Source organism: Bifidobacterium sp. ESL0827 (genome assembly GCF_052606685.1).
In genome coordinates this window covers 845,476-862,720 of record NZ_CP199597.1, presented here as the reverse complement: position 1 = coordinate 862,720, position 17,245 = coordinate 845,476, and the positions used below count along the sequence as shown (strand labels likewise).

Sequence of the window (17,245 nt, the reverse complement as noted above, 5' to 3'; positions counted from 1 at the left end):
AGACGGTCGTTATTGGGGTAATTAGATGAGAAAGGTGATGTTAAAGCTCTTACATCTCCAACAATCCCCGATAGGAGCGCACTGCTTTCGTCCTCATTTCGAGTGCATTCAACCTTGTTGCCATGAAATACAGGGTTTGTGCGGTGTCTGTTATTCCAGTTTCTAGGGTGAGAGCAGATAGCCTGTCCAGACTGTTGCAGCTTGGCTCGTGAAATGATACTGATGATGAAGGACCGTGTTGGCAGGTGCTTGATTTGATCTAAATCAGCTTTGAGTCCTTCAACGGACTCAAGAAGTTCTTACTTGTATCCTGAGCTGTCATTTACAGTCTCTTTTAGCTCACGCATTGCATACAGGAACTAACGGTGGTAGATAGGTTCTCCCTGCCCGGCATACTTTCTGCCAGCGTATGAACCATAGGCACATATGAGTACAAGGACGATTGCCAGAGCGGTTCCACAGATCCAGTAGAGCCTGACTCCGCTATAAGCCAGGGCGGCCAGGATCATGACCACGCCCAGAATCATGAAGAGCACCCCGCCAAACTGCTGACAACGGCGCCAAGCCTCGCGGCTGGAGTAGGCACCTGGCACCCGAAAACTGCTGATGCCATTGGGTCCGGTTTTAGGAGCAAGATTGCCGATGACTATGAGAGTCAGACCAGTCAATAGCATGGCGACCTTATCAATGCCGAAATCCGTCGGCCACCATCCCCAATGAGGATCAGCAACAGCTATTTCGAACAGATCTATAACCGCAAAAATAATCTGCATGCATAGACCACCAAGCAGAAAAACGGTCAAGGTATGCCCCGCTTCATCACCACGTTTAATCAAATATGCGCGCAGGACGAGCATGAGGATGGTCCAAATCAGCGCAATGACCAGACAGAAGCAGGGCATCCAAACCAGCTCCTGGGGAGAGCCCCAGCGATCCACCTGGTTCTGTGCATTCCAATGAAGCGGGACGTTTTCATTCGGCAGACGATTGACCACTATGCTGCTTACGCCCAGCATGATCAGCCCCGGTATCCACTGAGCCGCGACAAGGGTCGGGACGAACCGACCCGCTTTGCTGCCATCCGCCATGAGAGTCTCCTTAGGACTCAGAAACCGCCGTCGAACCAGTTTCCTTGCTCACGGTCTGCGGCTCGGGCAGACTTCTCTTGTCGCTGGCGCTTGTCCGCAAGCGGTAAAGCCACTGAATGGTGCTGTCCAGCACGCTCAGATTGAGTTCATAGATGACCCTGGTGCCCTGCTTGTGGCCGACAATCAGGTCTGCTTCTTTCAACTTCCTCAGATGATAGGACAGCTTGGATGGCGTCATTCCCAGCTTTTCGGCCAGACGTCCGGCCTCCATGCCGCCCTGTTCCAAAAGATCCAGCACACGACGACGCAGCGGATCAGCCAGAGCCGCTGTTGTTTCCTGAATAGCCATAAGACTCCTTTTTCGATGATTTTCTCTAGTATTTGCATGCTAACATTGTTTCAACCAATATTGTATATCTTCTTCAATTTTTATGCGCTTTTCACTCACTGAGCGCAAAATAATTGACAATCGCTCGGATTGATGCCTGGCGTGGCGACGTTAAACTATTGAACATACCTACTTTTCTGAAGCCAAGGCTGATTGGCGAGAACATTGGCTCAAAACCGGTGAGCCAGACCCGATCTGAGGTCATGCTACTATAAATAACTTCGGCGAATAGGAGAATTTGCAGCATGGGCGAAAATGGAATAAAAGTCAACATTGGCAAGGCTGCTATCTTCGATCTCGACGGCACACTTCTGGATTCAATGGGAGTCTGGAAGGAAATCGACCAACGATTCTTCGCTCGCCGCAACATTCCCATGCCGGACGATTACGCATCCGCAGTGGCCTCCATGCAGACCGGCGCCATCGCCAGGTACACCATCGACCGCTTCCACCTTGACGAGCGCTCGGAGGATCTAATTGAGGAGTGGAACCAGGACGCGCTCCTGCTCTACGCCACGGCTGTGCAGCCCAAGCCACATGCACTCGATTACCTGCGAGCGCTGAGGGCCAGCGGTGCCGCCCTGGCTGTGGCGACCAGCCTCCCTCCGCGCCTGCGACAGGCTGCCCTGAAACATGCAGGCATGATCGACTGTTTCGACCAGGTCTGCAGCGTGGATGACGCCGAAAGCATCGGTAAGGAAGAGCCGGAAATCTACCTGCTGGCTTCGCGGATGCTGGGCGTATCACCTGACCAATGCACGGTATTCGAGGATCTTCTCGTCGCCGTCGATTCGGCCAAGCGCGCTGGGATGAAGGTCTGGGCCATGTACGACCAGTCTTCGGCCAAGGATTGGGATTCCATCCGCTCTGAGGCCGATGGCGCTATCACAGACTTCGCCCAGGCGCCTGCCGTCCTCTGACTCGCTCCGCGCCGGCTGGAGCCAACTGTTACCATGAAAAGCGTCAAATAATTTTGTGGAGGCGCTATGGGCAATTCAGCCAGAATAAATGCCGGTTGCTCACAGTGGCTGTACTCACGTTTGCTCGCTCGTCTGGGATTGCAGAATTGGTGGCCGGCAGAGACTGACTTCGAAATGATGATTGGAGCGGTGCTGGTCCAACATACAGCCTGGGGAAACGCGGCCATGTCCATCGAGCAGCTACGCAAGGCCGATCTGCTCAACCCCTGCAATATGGCTGATGTCGACCTGACAAGGCTGACGAACCTGATCAGATCCAGCGGCTTCATGAAGGCCAAAGCGCGCACCTGCAAAGCCCTGGCTCAGTGGCTGCTGGCTCACGGCATCCGCACGGCTGATGTCGAGGACTGCGCGGATGAAGGCCTGCGTGACGACCTGCTCACCATTGCCGGGGTTGGACGCGAGACAGCGGACGTCATACGGCTCTATGCCTTCGGCCAGCGCTGCTTCATCTGGGACGCCTATGCACGCCGGATGCTGGACGGTCTGGGACGGGCCTCCTTGCGGTCATACCAAGAGGGTGAAGAGTACGAGGCGGATTTTATTCAGGTTGATCAATGGCCACTCAACGATCTGCGCGAATATCACGGGTTGATCGTCCAAGCAGGCAAAAACCATCGCAATCCCCAGGCCTATGCTGCCTTCCTCAAGGAACTTGGCAGTCCTGAAAGCTCTTCCAAGTGAGTTGATCCCTTGTGGTTCGGCCGAGTCACAAGGCATATGACGGCACCCTTATACGGCATTTATATATGATTTATATATGATTGCATCTTATGACCGTATTCCCGCGCAACAATCTTGTCCGCACCTCGGTGAATCGCGCACAATAAGGTATTGACTTGACTTCAAGCGGATTGAACTCCGTAGACTATGTTTCATCCGCATACTTGGCAGGCGAATACGCCAGGTAGTGAAGAATGGGGAGCAAGAGCATGAAGGCAGCAAAGTTTGTAAAGCCGGGCCGCATCGAGCTGGAGGAATCGCCGATGCCGACCATCGAAAAGCCTAAAGATGCCGTGATTCGGGTCATCCGGGCCTGCGTGTGCGGATCCGACCTGTGGTGGTACCGGGGTATTTCCTCAATGCCCTCAGGCAGTTACGTAGGGCACGAAGCCATCGGCCTGGTCGAGAAGGTGGGATCGGATGTCTCTCATGTCAAACCTGGTGACTTCGTCATAGCGCCTTTCACTCATGGCTGTGGGCACTGCGCAGCCTGCAGGGCCGGCTTCGATGGTGACTGCCTTGATCCGGACAGGCGGGGGAGCGGCGGCTATCAGAGCGAGTATCTGCGATTCACCAACGCGGACTGGGCCTTGGTGCAGATTCCAGGCCAACCTGAGGACTACAGCGACGACATGCTCGACTCCCTGCTGACCCTCTCCGACGTGATGGCCACCGGTTATCATGCAGCCGCTACAGCCCAGGTCAAAGAAGGCGACACAGTCGTGGTCATGGGCGATGGAGCGGTGGGTCTGTGCGGAGTCATAGCAGCCAAGCTGCGCGGGGCCGAACGCATCATCGCCATGAGCCGGCATGAGGACCGCCAGAAGTTGGCGCGTGAATTCGGGGCGACTGACATTGTGGCTGAACGCGGCGACGCTGCTGTGGAGCAGGTCATGGCCCTCACCGACGGAGGCGGAGCCGATGCGGTCCTGGAATGCGTGGGCACCGAACTGTCCACCGATACCGCCGTCAGGGTGGCCCGGCCCGCCGCAGTGGTCGGCAGGGTGGGTGTGCCGCAGCAGGCTACCATGGACACCTCTAAGCTGTTCTGGCGCAATGTTGGGCTGCGAGGAGGCACGGCCGCAGTCACCACATATGACAGGCATCTGCTGCTTGACCAGGTGCTCAAGGGCAGCATCCAGCCAGGCAAGGTCTTCACCCAGCGCTTTGCCTTGGATCACATCCAGGAGGCCTATGAGGCCATGGACCAGCGCACCGCCATCAAATCCCTGTTGCTTGTTGGCGAATGAGGCTGCAGCAGTAATCAGCTGATTCTCGGCGCTGCTGACATTACCGGTGGCGCCGCGTAAGCATACCTGCCTGAACATGCCTCTTATTCCGAAAAATCAGGGCCGAGTCAGGGATAATTCAGGGTAAATCAGGGTATTTCATCCCTTCTTTCGCTGATATCAATGGAATTGACTGATGACGACAAGGATGACCGTCATACAGGGTCAAGCGACGAACGAGGGCACATGACATCTGCGAGGCGAATCAGCATTACTGAGCGTAGATGCCTCGGTCTGGAAGGTAGTCGATGATCATCCAAGGGAAAGATGCAACCATGAATAACCCCAACGTAAGCGAAAGCAGAGGCCCGACACCAACGATTGAAGCTACGGGACTGTCCATGGTGGTCTCCCCGCGCCGCGGCGATTCACTGACCATTCTCAATGACATAGCATTCACTGCCTATCCGGGGGAGATGACCGGCATCATAGGGCCGTCAGGCAGCGGCAAATCGACGCTGCTGTACTGCCTGGCTGGGCTGGAGAAGGCCACTAGCGGCAATGTGCTTCTGCTGGGTAAGGACATAACCCGTCTGGGGCTGTCGGCCATGACCAAGTTCAGACGCCAGCATCTAGGCTTCGTATTCCAGTCCTACAACCTGATCACCAGCATGACAGTCGAGCAGAATCTGGCTCTGCCATTCACCCTTCGCGGATCCCGCTTTCCTAGAAAGACGGCGGATTCCCTCTTGAAGTACTTTGGTTTGATCGATCAGAAAAAGAAAAGCGTCACCCTACTGTCAGGCGGCGAGCAGCAACGTGTTGCCCTGGCCCGGGTTCTGTTATCCGACGCAGACGTGGTATTCGCGGACGAGCCAACTGGCGCCCTGGATCAGGAATCCGGAGAAAAGGTCATATCGGTGCTGAAGGAACTTGCCAACCACGAAAAGAAAACCATCGTACTGGTGACGCATAACAATGAGGTGGCAGGCCAGTGCGATCGGCTTTTTGCCGTGCGCGATGGCCGTATCAGCCAGTCATTCTCTGCGAAAGCGCCCATGGCATGAGAGGCGCTCTGTCCGAACTCAAAGCAGCGCCCATGGTCTGGAGCGCCGTCTTGCTGGCCATGGTCGTATCCCAGACTGTCATCTGCTCCCTCATCGCGATCGCCACGATCATTGATCAGGACTATCAGGGCCCGGAGCAGGTACTTGGATCCACATACACTGGTCCCGCCTTGGCATTCAGCGTGATCATCACCATAGCTGTGCTGCTATGGGTCATGAATTCAGCACTGAATCAACGCCGGCATCAACTGGCGCTCATGGTTTTGCAAGGCGCTCTGCCTTGGCAACTGCTGGCCTGGAATCTGCTGATAGTCATGGGATTATTCATCCTGTCCATTGCAGCCACCTGCCTTTTGCTGCCGGTGATTACGCCCTTGACCTTCGCCATGGTGACAAATCCATTTGATTTGCATTTGACCTATGCCGGCAGCCACCTGTTCGATTCGCTAGGCAAAGGCCTCGCTTTCAGCGCTGCGCCCATCTTCATAAGCACCTTGTTGACTATCCGTTCGCTCTCGAAAATACGACCAATGGAAGCCCTCAGGCAATCCCAGGACCCTCCAAAGCGGATAGGCGTCTTCCGCTTCCTCCTGGGAATCGTATGCTTGATTGGTGCTGGCTGCATGTTGCTGATTCCAGCTTTTGCACTTGCAACTAACCCTCGTGCCAGTCAGATGAGCAGCGCTGCCGCTCCAGATCGGATGACGGTATTTCTCGCCTTCGCCATGGGCGGCATGTTCCTCCTGATATTTTCGCTGGCAGCTTTCGCGCCATATCTCCTGCCCGGCTTCACGGCGATATGGACGCGTATTGTAGCGTTGCCATCCAGAACCTGGAGGCTGGCAGGCCAACAGGCTGTCGGCAGCATACAGCGCCAGGGAGCGACGATAATCCCGATGACTGCGGGTCTATCATTGCTGATGACCGTCAGCGGAGGGTTGAGCACAATGATCACCACCTTGCTAGTCGCTTTTCCCCACACACCAGGCAGCGTTCCGGCGACCACAGACATGTTTGCGAGTCTCTTGGCGCTCACTGGACCGCCAATAATCATCGCGATAACAGGTGCAATTGCAGGCACCTTGATCACTTCCAAAGGCAGAGGACTTGATCTGGCGCTGACCTACGTATCAGGTGCTGGAATCGGCCAGCTCAGAGTATTGGGCGCGCTTGACGGCATCATCACTATGATTACCAGCACACTGTTCTCCCTGGTCATCACATTGCTCTGCACCTCATCCCTGACTTTCATGCTCTCACGCTTCATGGGCAAAGCACAGATGAGCGTGCAATGGGGCGCTTGGATTGTAGTGGTGCTCATCGCATCCCTGCTTGGTGCCGCAGCCACAGGTATCCAAGCCCTGACCACCAGGTTCGAGAACTCTGTCAGTGTCATATCTCATGCCATCGGCGAGTAATAAAGCCTCGCCGCATACACGCGAATACATATTTGAGCCACAGCGAGCCTGCCGACCTCTGTCATTCCTCCATGTCTCTTGTTAAATAAATTAAGTCGATATATGCAGCGCTCGGCTTGATGAATTCAATTGGTAGGTGCAACTGTGAGCACTTGAATTCGCGACGATTTCCTACACGCGAGCATTTGCAAGGCTCATATAGGGTACAGTCGATGACAAACCGAGACAGGTGACGATGGACCAGTCAAATCTTGTCAACAACAGACAAATGGAGGACCGTCATGGCGCGACCTACCACCAAGGAAGAACTCATCAAGGCGGCTGATGATGGCTTCGACAAGCTGATGGCGTTGCTTGAGCCGCTGACACCCGAGGAACGCAACGGCCGCTTCTCCTTCGACCTTAACAAGAAGAAGGAGGCCCACTGGGCACGCGACAGGAACATCAAGGATGTGCTGGTCCACCTCTATGAGTGGCATCAGCTGCTGTTGAACTGGGTGGAAGACAACCAGGAGGGCAGGACCCACGACTTTCTTCCGGACGGCTACAACTGGCGCAATTACGGCGAGATGAATGTGAAGCTGCGAGACAAGCATGATGACACCACCTACGATCAGGCCTTGAACCTGTTTATCGAATCCCATAAGAAGGTCATGGCCCTGGCGCAATCGTTCACCAACGAACAGCTATTCACCAAGGGCGCCCTCCCATGGACCGGAAACTCTACCTTGGGCTCCGCCTTCATCTCTTCGACCTCCAGCCATTACGACTGGGCCCTGAAGAAGATACGGAAGTACTTGAAAGGACGCAAATAAGCGCTAGGACACCTGAAAAGAGCCAGCTTCACTCACAGACAGTAATGGGTTGCCCTGCGACTTTGCGACTAAATTCACAGTACGGGCGACCCTAAAGCAGCATCCCAGTATATTCGTAATAGCAATGGAGCATAACCGCGACAACCGCTTGCATAACAGTATGCAGGACGATATCTAGGATGTAGACAATACGGAGAAGGACATCATCAGTGAAACGATCTCGCATTGATCCAGATGCTGATGATATAAGGCTGATCAAAATGGTGGCTGACGAAAACGAAACGGCCTTTGAAACACTTTACAATAAGTATGCTCATACCGTCCAAGCCTTTATTTCCCTGCGAATATCCGACGATGAGGATGCTAGTGAAGTTTTTGCTGACACATGGCTGGGCTGCTGGCGTTCCTCAAAAACCTTCCGCGCAGACAGCAAGGTGCTTACCTGGATACTCAGCATTGCCCGACGGCAAATCTATATGAAACGTCGCAAACCGAAACCACCTGACCAAATGGATCAGATGGAACTTAACTCGATAACCGATGATCAGCTGGAGCCTGTAGAACTGGTCAGTAAAGATCTGACGATGGAAATAATACGGCAAAGGATTGATGCACTCCCAGCAGAAATGGCATATACGGTGACGCTGGCTTGGCTTCACGAGTTACCCTACCCGGAAATAGCCTCCCTGCTCGACGTTCCGGTCGGGACTGTGAAATCTCGCATTGCCCGGGCAAGACAGATCCTGCGCCCGCAGTTGACCGACCTCGCTCCAGTCAAAACCCAAAAACTGCAGAGCCAGAGATAATTGAAGGGGTGATTATGGCAGACCGATATAAGAGCACAAGCCCAGACAGCACAGGCCCGCTCACCGAAGAATACCGGGGTGAAGTTCAAGAGGCGCTTAGGGAAAGAGAGCAGAATGTTCAGCCGGCAGTTCCAGCTTTTAATAGCGTACTGAAGGCCATCCAACAGAAGCCGTCGCTGGCAACGGATCGACCAATACCATTCATGCGTCGAGTGCGTTCCTGTGGCCCGCTTGTTCTGGCACAATTCCGCCTCATACCGCGATATATCTTACTGGTGGAAATTGCGATAGCAGCGTGCTCCGTTTTAATTAGCAACCTTATGCAAGGTGCACGTTACGGCAGTCTCGGTACGCATATCTTTTCAAATATACTCATGCTCAACATGGCACTGACCATGATCCTGGTCTTTTCCATTAAAGATGATCGTGAATTAATGCTCAGTATGCCCCTGGGACCTCAAGTTGTAGTAGGTTCTAGGCTATTGCTGGCCTTCATCTCCAATATTGTCGTCGGGGGAGTAACCTTATTGATTGTCACTGCAATCAACCCTGGAATAAGACCCCTGACAGTTATTGCCCAAACGATAGCCCCCATAACACTCCTGGCGAATATTGTGGCCCTCTTATGCATATGGCAATGCTCGTGGATTGCACTGCTCCTAGGGGTACTTGCACCACTATTGAGAACTTTGCAGAACTTGAGGCCATCATTTTTCCTACCGGCATGGGTCAATTCGGTACCCACTACAACCGCAGCCTGGGCAGGGACCATCCTACTGACAGTGGGACTCCTATCTGCTGTTATCCTTACCGCTCCTCTTGCCTGGCATACTCGACTCGCCGGTGGAGATAAAAATTAATGAACCTTTTCATCCTCTCTCGCTACTAACTAAGCAGACGGAACGAGTAGCGAACAATGTCTGGCAGCAGCCGAGGCCAAAACCAGATATGAGGAAGGTGGACGAGGTTGGCTTTCGTAGGTATACAGCTCAAGAGGCTTTATAGGCTAGTATTACTGCCGTTCATACTGACTGCAGGTGTTCTTCTTGCGGGCTTCGTACTGGAGGGCATCTGGTCATTGAGCCGCATACGGCCGGTTATGATGGTTCTTACTCAGGTGCCAGTAATTGCTGCTGGCCTATCTACAGCTTTTGTGCTCAATGGTGACCCAATCGTTGAACTTACTGAGTCAACTCCAACTGGATGGCGGAAAGTTCAAGTGACCAGGCTGCTTATCATTACCGGAGCATTTCTTGCTGCCGCAGGCCTTCTTTTTATTGGCTTGCATATGATGCGACTTTGGCCACGCGACATGGGATGGGTGAGCATCATTACCCCGGTTGGCAGTATATTCATTGTCAACTGTCTGGTTTTCCTTATAGCCGTATTTACCATGTCTAAGCCAACCTCGTCGCTGGCTTCCATGGCTATTTGGCTGTTTTTATGTTTTATATGGGATCCATACATAACCGATCCGGTCCGGCAACGACTCATTCCATTGTTTATTGCAGCAGCAGGCGCAATCTTCGGATGGAACATGTGCGGTGATGCGGAGCGCAATGTTGCAAAGGTGGCAGCCCTATGAGGATACTGAGCCTTGTACGCATCACGCTACTGATGTTTTATCGGCGCAAAGCCTTGTGGATAGCCAGCATACCGCTGGCGCTCTTCGCCCTCTTTTTAGCCTACGCCTCTCCCATGTCACCTGGACTCAACACCATACAGGGTCTTGTCTTTACCGGACAGGTTCTTGCCATATTCACCTCGTTGGCATACGCAGCATCATTCAGCAACCTGATGACTGCCGGTAGGCGGACAGGAATGGACGAGCTTGAATCCACCTCCCCTTTACCGATGGCAGCCATCCGCGCAGCTCATGTCATGGGAGCATGGGTTATCTGCATATCATCATCCCTGCTTTTCCTAGTATTGATCGCGGTCTACCAAACCTTCCGCGGCAACGGTATGGCAATGCTTGCGGCCCTGGCAGTAGCGCTTGTCATACTCTCACCGTCAATGCTGATTGCCATGGGGATATCCGCCCTGCTGGGAGCCCTGTTACCCACAATCCTGGCCCGAATTCTCGCCGTCCTGGTATGGGCTTGGCTGGCTTTCTACACCCCCCTCTTACCACTTCCAACGCTCAATGGCGGCCCGCTGGCCGTCATTGGTGATCCCATTGCGCAGGGATGGTTCCATACAGATACTATGTACGTACCGGCGAATGGCCCCTTTACCGTCCAATCTGGGGTCATATCCCTGCTCTGGCAGGTGTGTATTATCTTCCTTCTTTTCACTGGTGCAAACATAGCCTCCAACCACATAAAAGCTCGGGTCTGACTTTCATCTGACTTTGAAAGGAATTACTCACATGTTTATCTCGATTGACCATCTAACCAAGGATTTTCGGGGGAGACCGGCCGCTTTGAACGATCTGACCGTCGATCTTCCACAGGGCATGATAGGGCTCATAGGACCAAATGGTGCCGGCAAAACAACCCTCATGCGTATTCTCACCGGAATAATCAAACCGACTAAAGGTAAAGTTATTATTGATGGGCAAGACCTGTCATCGCCGGCCAACAGGCGAAATCTAAAACGGCACCTGGGTTATCTGCCACAGCACATCACCCCCTACGACAACCTGACGCCACTTGAATTCCTTGACTATATCGGCATCTTGAAAATGATTGACAACAAACACGTGCGGCAGGAGCAGGCGCATACCCTCCTGGAACAGGTGGGATTGGAAGACATAATGAACCAACCCATCGGAGGGCTATCCGGGGGTATGAGGCGCAGGGTAGGCATCGCACAGGCACTTATGGGCGACCCCCGGCTACTGGTAGTCGACGAACCCACAGCGGGGTTGGATCCCGAAGAGCGCATGCGGTTCCGCACGCTCCTTGCCCAGCTGGGGCAGGATCAAACCGTTATCCTCTCCACCCACATACTCGATGATGTTGCACAAACCTGTCCTTGGGTGTGTGTATTACGTTGCGGACGCAACCAGTATGACGGGCCGACAGAGGGGCTGATCCATGAAGCTGCCGGTCACACCTGGGCCACGCCCCCCATCGCAGCCCCACCGGATAATGCCACAATCATCAACGCGGAACCTACCCCACAGGGGACAAGGTACCGCATAGTCACCGACACCCCGCCCGCAGGCTCTGTCGAAACCGCACCCAACCTTGAGGACGGATATATGGCTTTGGCCAGCGAGCGCTAGAAACCGTCCCCAAGTATGAAAGAACGTCGATAATTATGAAACAAATCAAGCAGAGCCTCAGAACCCTTTTCCTGATATGCGCCACAATTATGCTGACAGTAGGGGTTGGCGGCTGCACTGATGGCATGAAGCACCCTGAAGAATATTCCACTGATGGAAGCAACAGGGTTGCAGCTACCAGCAACCCGCAAACAATTTCGAAAGAAGATCTGGGTCACACCTGGCCTCTTAAAGTTGATGAGGGCACCGTATCATGCAAGCTCAGCAAGCAGGGAGACCCCATCCTCCGCTTTACCACCTCAGATGGTGAACAGTACGCGCTGAACCAGGTGCCAGAGAATGAGCATCTCAATAGCATTGAAACATTGAAATCGGATAAGGGTAAGTCAGTAGGAGCCCTGATGAGTTTCGCCTTCTCGGTCTGCGACATACCGAAATAAACCAATTTACAGAGCCAACAGCTAGCCAAACGGCGGGCAACAATGACGACAGGTCAACAAGATTGACCGCGTGGAGAATGTCCTCACATTGCATTGTCTGTCGCTGATATTACTCATTCATAGCGTCAGACGAATCCCGCTCACATTGGCCAGTGGAGAGGGCAGTTGCTCACGGGTCTTCTGGGTAATCTGCCTGCCATAACTATCGATTCCCCCCCCCCACCAATTGGCTTATAAAATCACTCGATAAACTGCGAGACAGTACTTTTCCCAGCATCAGATGGCCCTATAACTCACACAGTCAGATTTTCGCAAACTGTTGCATTGCTGATCTTCTAGCCCCAGCTCTGACACGACTGACATCATGTCATCCGAATGGGGGACAGAGATATAGCGACTGGGATGACATAAGAAGCGAGAAGATCTTTTTACTCTCATGGTGTAGCGCCTCCAAAGCCGATTACAGCGATACCAATTGCGCGAACACGAAAGAGAGACAGCATGCAAGATCGCGAAGTCAAAAGACAAGAAGACCCCTTGCCAGTGATTGAGGGTTCACAACCTCCTATCAATCACAAAAAACTCAGCCTGATCATGATTGGACTTATTGTCGCCGTCTCTATGACCAACATAGATTCGACAATCGTCTCCTTATCGAGTCAGGCAGTCCAATCAGGTCTGGGTCTGACCGCAAGCGGCATACAGTGGATTGTTAACGCCTATATGCTGGCTGCAGCCGCCACTTTCCCCATCTGCGGGCATCTGTCTGATCTAGCGGGCTACAAACGCATCATGCTTTCAGGTACATTCCTCTTTGGAATGGGCAGCTTATGTTGCGGACTTGTTCCTGCAAATTCACTGTCGCTGATGCTGATGATTCTCTCTCGAGCCCTGCAAGGCATCGGTTCAGCCATGATGTTCCCGGCCGCCATCGGTATTCTGTTCTCCTACTCGGGAGAAAACAAGAGGGCCGGAAACATGGCTCTGTTCTTCGCCATCACAGGCGCCATGACATGCTTGGGCCCCATTCTGGGATCTTGGCTGATTCAATACTCCTGGCGCGACATCTTCTTCATCAATCTGCCTCTTGCTCTGGTGGCCATCGTCATGATCGCCTCGATGATTCCAAAGGACTCACCCACAACCGAACACGGTAGTCAGCGTATTGACTGGGCTGGCGGCCTGGCCGTAGGACTCGCCATGATAGCTCTGATCGTGCCGATTCAACAGGGCAGCACCGTTGGCTGGTCGGATTGGCGCATTATTGCCAGTTTTGGTGCCAGCCTTGTGCTATTCCTGGTGTTCGGCTTCTGGGATTCGCACGTTGACAATCCAATCATTAAACTCAGAATCTTCCGCAACCCACCATTCGACATTTCCCAGCTCGCCATGTTGGTAGCCGCCGTGATCTTCCAACCCATCATGTACTTCCTCAGCGTCTATGGGCTCCTTGCACTCAACCGGTCAACATTGATGACCAGCCTATTCATCCTCTACTTTTTCTTAGGTTTCCTGGTTTCCGCCTTGTTAGGCGCCCAACTCTTCAACAGACATGGTATGAAACCGGTATTGCTGATTGCCGGCTTGATAGCCGCAACGGGTTTCTCCCTCATGTCGCTTACAGCCGGTTCACTCGATAAAGGACTTCCCTCCAATACCGTCTGGCTGTCACTTTCCATGGTGGTTGCGGGTGCAGGTATCGGATTCATGTTCTCGCCATCATCCACTGATGCGGTCAATCGGGCCATCAACGCCTCTTATGGCGAAGTCACTGCCATCAATCAGACCTTCAAAAACTTCGGCGGCGCCTTGGGCATGGCAATGCTTGGACCATTGTGCACCCATTATTTTGCCCTGGATATTCATAAAGCTTTGGGCAAGTACGGAGTAAGTGCATCCCGAGCGCAAGCCATCGCAGATACTATTGGATCCGGAACTTCGGCAGGTGCTCAATCACAATTCGCCAGTATGCCCCAATCCATGCGGAATATGATCATGCCTCTGATCAGGGCCGCCTATGCCAGCGGCAGCAGCAAGGTCTTCCTAGCAATGGGTTGTCTGTCCTTGCTATTCATTCCCTTGGCTCTCTTGTATCCCCGAAAAGGCAAGCAAATTTTCGCCGGGAAGACAATCAAAAACCAATGAAGATCCCGGTTTCGAGGCTCGGAAACAGGAAAACCCGACGATTTCTACAGGCATTTTGGCAGTAGGGTGAAAAGTGTGCAAGTCGTGGGAGACATGAGTGAAAATCACTGAGGGAATTAATCGAGAAAACCAACAGCAAGACCAGCTCTCGATGAATCTAAATGGTGATTGCGGCGACGGTCAACTTGACGCGACCGCAAGAACCGATGCCCAGCGTCAACGTCTTCATAACACCTGGAACTGGTATTTCATTGTGGAAGCAGGGTGCGTAATAGGAGCCGATTGCTTCTTCTCGACTGCATCCGTGACCCATAAGCTAGCTTCAAACCTTCTCATCTTATTGCCCTGCCTGTTTTTCATGATCTTGGTTCTGCCTAGGGTATTTGACAAACCTCAAGGGTCTGACCGGCAAACGGCAGATCAATCGGTGAGTAAAACAGGAGCATATGGTTGGATTTTTGCTCTGCTGACGCTGGTCTGCCTGCCCATGGGCGCTTGGTTGGATGGTACCGCTATTCTGGCTCAACTGTTTATCGTGCCACAACTCTTCATTGCTTTTGCCTACCTTCCTGCTCTCGGGTTGGTAGGAGTCCTGAATATAGCCTATTTGGCCATGGCTTTGGCTGGAAAAAGGTTCTTGAGTACAGATCTAACCGGCAACCTTATGCTCATGGTTCTCGTGGTGGTATTCTCGGCAATGATTGGAAAGTCCTTCAATGTCCTGGCTTTGACCAACGGACATAATCAAATGCTGCTGGATAAAATGGAGTCTCAACAAGAGACGATTCGCAGACTCAGCAGAGCCGAAGGAGCGTCCATCGAGCGTGAACGTGTGGCCAACGAAATGCATGACACGATCGCCCAGTCTTTGACTTCCATTCTGGCCTTGGCCAGGGTAGCTCATGAAGAACTGATCGACGACATACCTGCAGCTCAGAAACATTTGGAAATGATCGCCAGCACGTCGAAGGGTTCTTTGGATGACACCAGAAGAATGATTGCGGATTCGGTACCGGCTGATCTTGATGGCAGGGACCTGAAGACGGCCCTGGAGCGGACAGTGCATGCCACCGCAGCAAAGACAGGTTTTCAATCACAGTGTCGGATTCAACGAACCTTGCCGCCCTTGCCTAAGCAGACCGAGGTCAACCTGCTGCGTATAGTCCAGGAGTCCCTGACTAATATTTCCAAGCATGCCAATGCCCAGCATGTACAGGTGAGCTTGCTTTTGAAAGGGCAGGAACTGTTACAGCTTCGGATCAAGGATGATGGTCGTGGTTTTGATATTCAGAACTTGGATTTCCAGGAGATGGAAAAGGCTGGGCATGGCTATGGTCTGCGAGATATGGCCAAACGAGCTCAAGACGCGGGTGGGCGCTGTACGGTAACCTCCGTTCCCGGGGAAGGCACCTCCATAACTGTAAATATTCCTGTCGAAAGACCAAGTAACACTACTCGACCAGATAAGGAGGAAAGATGATCCGACTTGTCATGGCCGACGACCACCCCATGGTTCGGGAGGGCATACGCAGCATGCTGAAACGCCATGCAGACCTTGAAGTGGTTGCCGAAGCATGTAATGGCGCCCAGGCCATAGAGGCTGTAGCGAAAACACGTCCGGATTTGTTGCTACTCGATCTGCGGATGCCTGACATGAACGGTCCTGAAGTCACTCGGAAAGTGCTGGCTTCTTATCCCAAAACCAAGGTATTGATCCTGACTACTTACGATTCTGACGACGATATTCTGCCGGCCATAGAAGCCGGAGCCAACGGCTATCTGCTGAAAGACGTAGAACCTCATGTCTTGGCCCAAGCTATCCGTGACACTGTTGCAGGGTCCACTGTCCTGAATCCGACCGCCGCGGAAGCAGTCAGCAAGGCGCTGCGCCCTGCGACCAAACCAGCATTGTCCGAACAAGAGACACGTGTGCTGCGCGAGGCCGCCAAAGGCATGACCAATCGGCAAATCGCAGAACACTTATACATCAGCGAGTCAACAGTGAAAACATACTTCAGTCGGATCTTCGCCAAATTGGAGGTCAGCGATCGTACGGCTGCAGTAGCGGAAGCCATCGAAACTCTAGGCTTGAAATCCGAGCAGTAAACCTGCTGGCCTAACTTCCATAACTGGACTAACTTCATAACCAATAGCCCGCTAACCGATAGCCTCTTTCGAATCCAGGGGCAAGAACCGGCTTTATACATGAACAAACGTTATAAGTCTTATATATTTTCCATTCGGCCGTTCGAGACATCTAATCGTTGCTCTTTCAATCAAATCACGAGTAGGGGAGGTACTTCATCTTTGTTCAAGACCGTGCGAGTTCAGATAAACTTGACCCTTCTGTTTGTCGACAGCCAAAGCGGCTGTCAGAATAAGAATCAGGCCTTCCGGAGTGTGAATCCTGGCTTCGAGTGAGTTCCACGGCTTACGTAATGGAGCTGAAGTGGAGCCAGGACGGAGGCGCTCGCATGCATCCACAATCTTGCTGATCTGCTTTTCCGTGACTGCTACGCTCAGGCTTCCTATGGACTCCATATCCGTATCAGGGTCGCCAGTATTGGCACCACTCTTACGAATCAGCACATCCTGAAAGGCCCAGCGCCTCAAGTGAATCATCATGCCCGGCATGGTGTATAAATTGATGAAGCCCAATCCCTGCGTCCAGAAAACCTCTGATTCATCTAGATCGTCGCTATACAGGCACATGAACATGGGCATGAGATAGATGCCCCTATAAGGCTCCGGCGGTTCCGCATCCTTCCCCGGCTCCGGCACGGGACTTATGCCTGCACCTGCATAAGCAGTAGTTTTGGGCTGGTCATGGTTGTCCATGGCTACCTCGTTCCTTAGTTGAAGTGTTTTGAATTGGGTAGTCAAACAGAAAACGTGATACGTATATGGAAGGTAC

General features: G+C 52.8%; 18 protein-coding genes. 15 read left to right on the top strand and 3 right to left on the bottom strand.

Translation table 11 applies throughout. The features are described 5' to 3' along the window. Window positions 1-359 precede the first annotated feature (359 nt). Window positions 360-1,088 carry an SdpI family protein gene (locus tag ACUIAI_RS03350; protein WP_445342638.1) on the bottom strand — a complete coding sequence of 243 codons (729 nt, stop codon included), beginning with the start codon at window positions 1,086-1,088 and terminating at the stop codon, window positions 360-362. A gap of 10 nt (window positions 1,089-1,098) precedes the next feature. Next, window positions 1,099-1,437 carry a metalloregulator ArsR/SmtB family transcription factor gene (locus ACUIAI_RS03345; protein ID WP_044097886.1) on the bottom strand — a complete coding sequence of 113 codons (339 nt, stop codon included), beginning with the start codon at window positions 1,435-1,437 and terminating at the stop codon, window positions 1,099-1,101. Between the two features lie 284 nt (window positions 1,438-1,721). Here ACUIAI_RS03345 and ACUIAI_RS03340 point away from each other — a divergent pair, with 284 nt between their 5' ends. From ACUIAI_RS03340 to ACUIAI_RS03270, 15 genes are all read left to right on the top strand, one after another. Then, window positions 1,722-2,396 (top strand): HAD family hydrolase, encoded by a 675-nt coding sequence (locus tag ACUIAI_RS03340; RefSeq protein WP_445342637.1) that lies wholly within the window; start codon window positions 1,722-1,724, stop codon window positions 2,394-2,396. Window positions 2,397-2,570: 174 nt separating this feature from the next. Further along, window positions 2,571-3,140 (top strand): endonuclease III domain-containing protein, encoded by a 570-nt coding sequence (locus ACUIAI_RS03335; RefSeq protein WP_445342636.1) that lies wholly within the window; start codon window positions 2,571-2,573, stop codon window positions 3,138-3,140. Between the two features lie 248 nt (window positions 3,141-3,388). After that, window positions 3,389-4,429, top strand: coding sequence for a zinc-dependent alcohol dehydrogenase family protein (locus ACUIAI_RS03330; RefSeq protein WP_445342635.1), 1,041 nt, complete (start codon window positions 3,389-3,391; stop codon window positions 4,427-4,429). A gap of 314 nt (window positions 4,430-4,743) precedes the next feature. Continuing rightward, window positions 4,744-5,475 (top strand): ABC transporter ATP-binding protein, encoded by a 732-nt coding sequence (locus ACUIAI_RS03325; protein ID WP_445342634.1) that lies wholly within the window; start codon window positions 4,744-4,746, stop codon window positions 5,473-5,475. 50 nt (window positions 5,476-5,525) lie between these two features. Beyond that, complete coding sequence (locus tag ACUIAI_RS03320) at window positions 5,526-6,893, top strand: hypothetical protein (RefSeq protein ID WP_445342633.1); 1,368 nt, start codon at window positions 5,526-5,528, stop codon at window positions 6,891-6,893. Window positions 6,894-7,174: 281 nt separating this feature from the next. After that, the gene (locus tag ACUIAI_RS03315; RefSeq protein ID WP_445342632.1) at window positions 7,175-7,708 is read left to right on the top strand and encodes a ClbS/DfsB family four-helix bundle protein; all 534 of its coding nucleotides are present in this window, start codon (window positions 7,175-7,177) and stop codon (window positions 7,706-7,708) included. A gap of 209 nt (window positions 7,709-7,917) precedes the next feature. Next, window positions 7,918-8,514, top strand: coding sequence for an RNA polymerase sigma factor (locus ACUIAI_RS03310; protein ID WP_445342631.1), 597 nt, complete (start codon window positions 7,918-7,920; stop codon window positions 8,512-8,514). A gap of 14 nt (window positions 8,515-8,528) precedes the next feature. Further along, window positions 8,529-9,374, top strand: coding sequence for a hypothetical protein (locus ACUIAI_RS03305; RefSeq protein WP_198229338.1), 846 nt, complete (start codon window positions 8,529-8,531; stop codon window positions 9,372-9,374). A gap of 239 nt (window positions 9,375-9,613) precedes the next feature. Further along, window positions 9,614-10,099, top strand: a complete 486-nt coding sequence (locus ACUIAI_RS03300) for a hypothetical protein (RefSeq protein WP_445342630.1) — start codon at window positions 9,614-9,616, stop codon at window positions 10,097-10,099. After that, the gene (locus tag ACUIAI_RS03295; RefSeq protein ID WP_445342629.1) at window positions 10,096-10,854 is read left to right on the top strand and encodes a murein hydrolase transporter LrgB; all 759 of its coding nucleotides are present in this window, start codon (window positions 10,096-10,098) and stop codon (window positions 10,852-10,854) included. Before ACUIAI_RS03300 ends, ACUIAI_RS03295 begins: the two co-directional genes overlap by 4 nt. A 31-nt stretch (window positions 10,855-10,885) precedes the next feature. After that, a complete protein-coding gene (locus ACUIAI_RS03290; RefSeq protein ID WP_445342628.1) occupies window positions 10,886-11,746 on the top strand; it encodes an ABC transporter ATP-binding protein in 861 nt (286 codons plus the stop codon). 35 nt (window positions 11,747-11,781) lie between these two features. After that, the gene (locus tag ACUIAI_RS03285; protein ID WP_445342627.1) at window positions 11,782-12,186 is read left to right on the top strand and encodes a DUF2511 domain-containing protein; all 405 of its coding nucleotides are present in this window, start codon (window positions 11,782-11,784) and stop codon (window positions 12,184-12,186) included. Between the two features lie 459 nt (window positions 12,187-12,645). Then, entirely contained in the window at window positions 12,646-14,331 is a 1,686-nt protein-coding gene (locus ACUIAI_RS03280; RefSeq protein ID WP_445342807.1) for an MFS transporter, read from the top strand. Between the two features lie 97 nt (window positions 14,332-14,428). Beyond that, window positions 14,429-15,811, top strand: a complete 1,383-nt coding sequence (locus ACUIAI_RS03275) for a sensor histidine kinase (protein WP_445342626.1) — start codon at window positions 14,429-14,431, stop codon at window positions 15,809-15,811. Then, the gene (locus ACUIAI_RS03270; RefSeq protein WP_445342625.1) at window positions 15,808-16,437 is read left to right on the top strand and encodes a response regulator; all 630 of its coding nucleotides are present in this window, start codon (window positions 15,808-15,810) and stop codon (window positions 16,435-16,437) included. The genes ACUIAI_RS03275 and ACUIAI_RS03270 overlap by 4 nt, the downstream gene beginning before the upstream one ends. Window positions 16,438-16,632: 195 nt before the next feature. Here the strand turns inward: ACUIAI_RS03270 and ACUIAI_RS03265 are convergent, their stop codons facing one another. Continuing rightward, window positions 16,633-17,169 carry a VOC family protein gene (locus ACUIAI_RS03265; RefSeq protein WP_445342624.1) on the bottom strand — a complete coding sequence of 179 codons (537 nt, stop codon included), beginning with the start codon at window positions 17,167-17,169 and terminating at the stop codon, window positions 16,633-16,635. Window positions 17,170-17,245 lie beyond the last annotated feature (76 nt).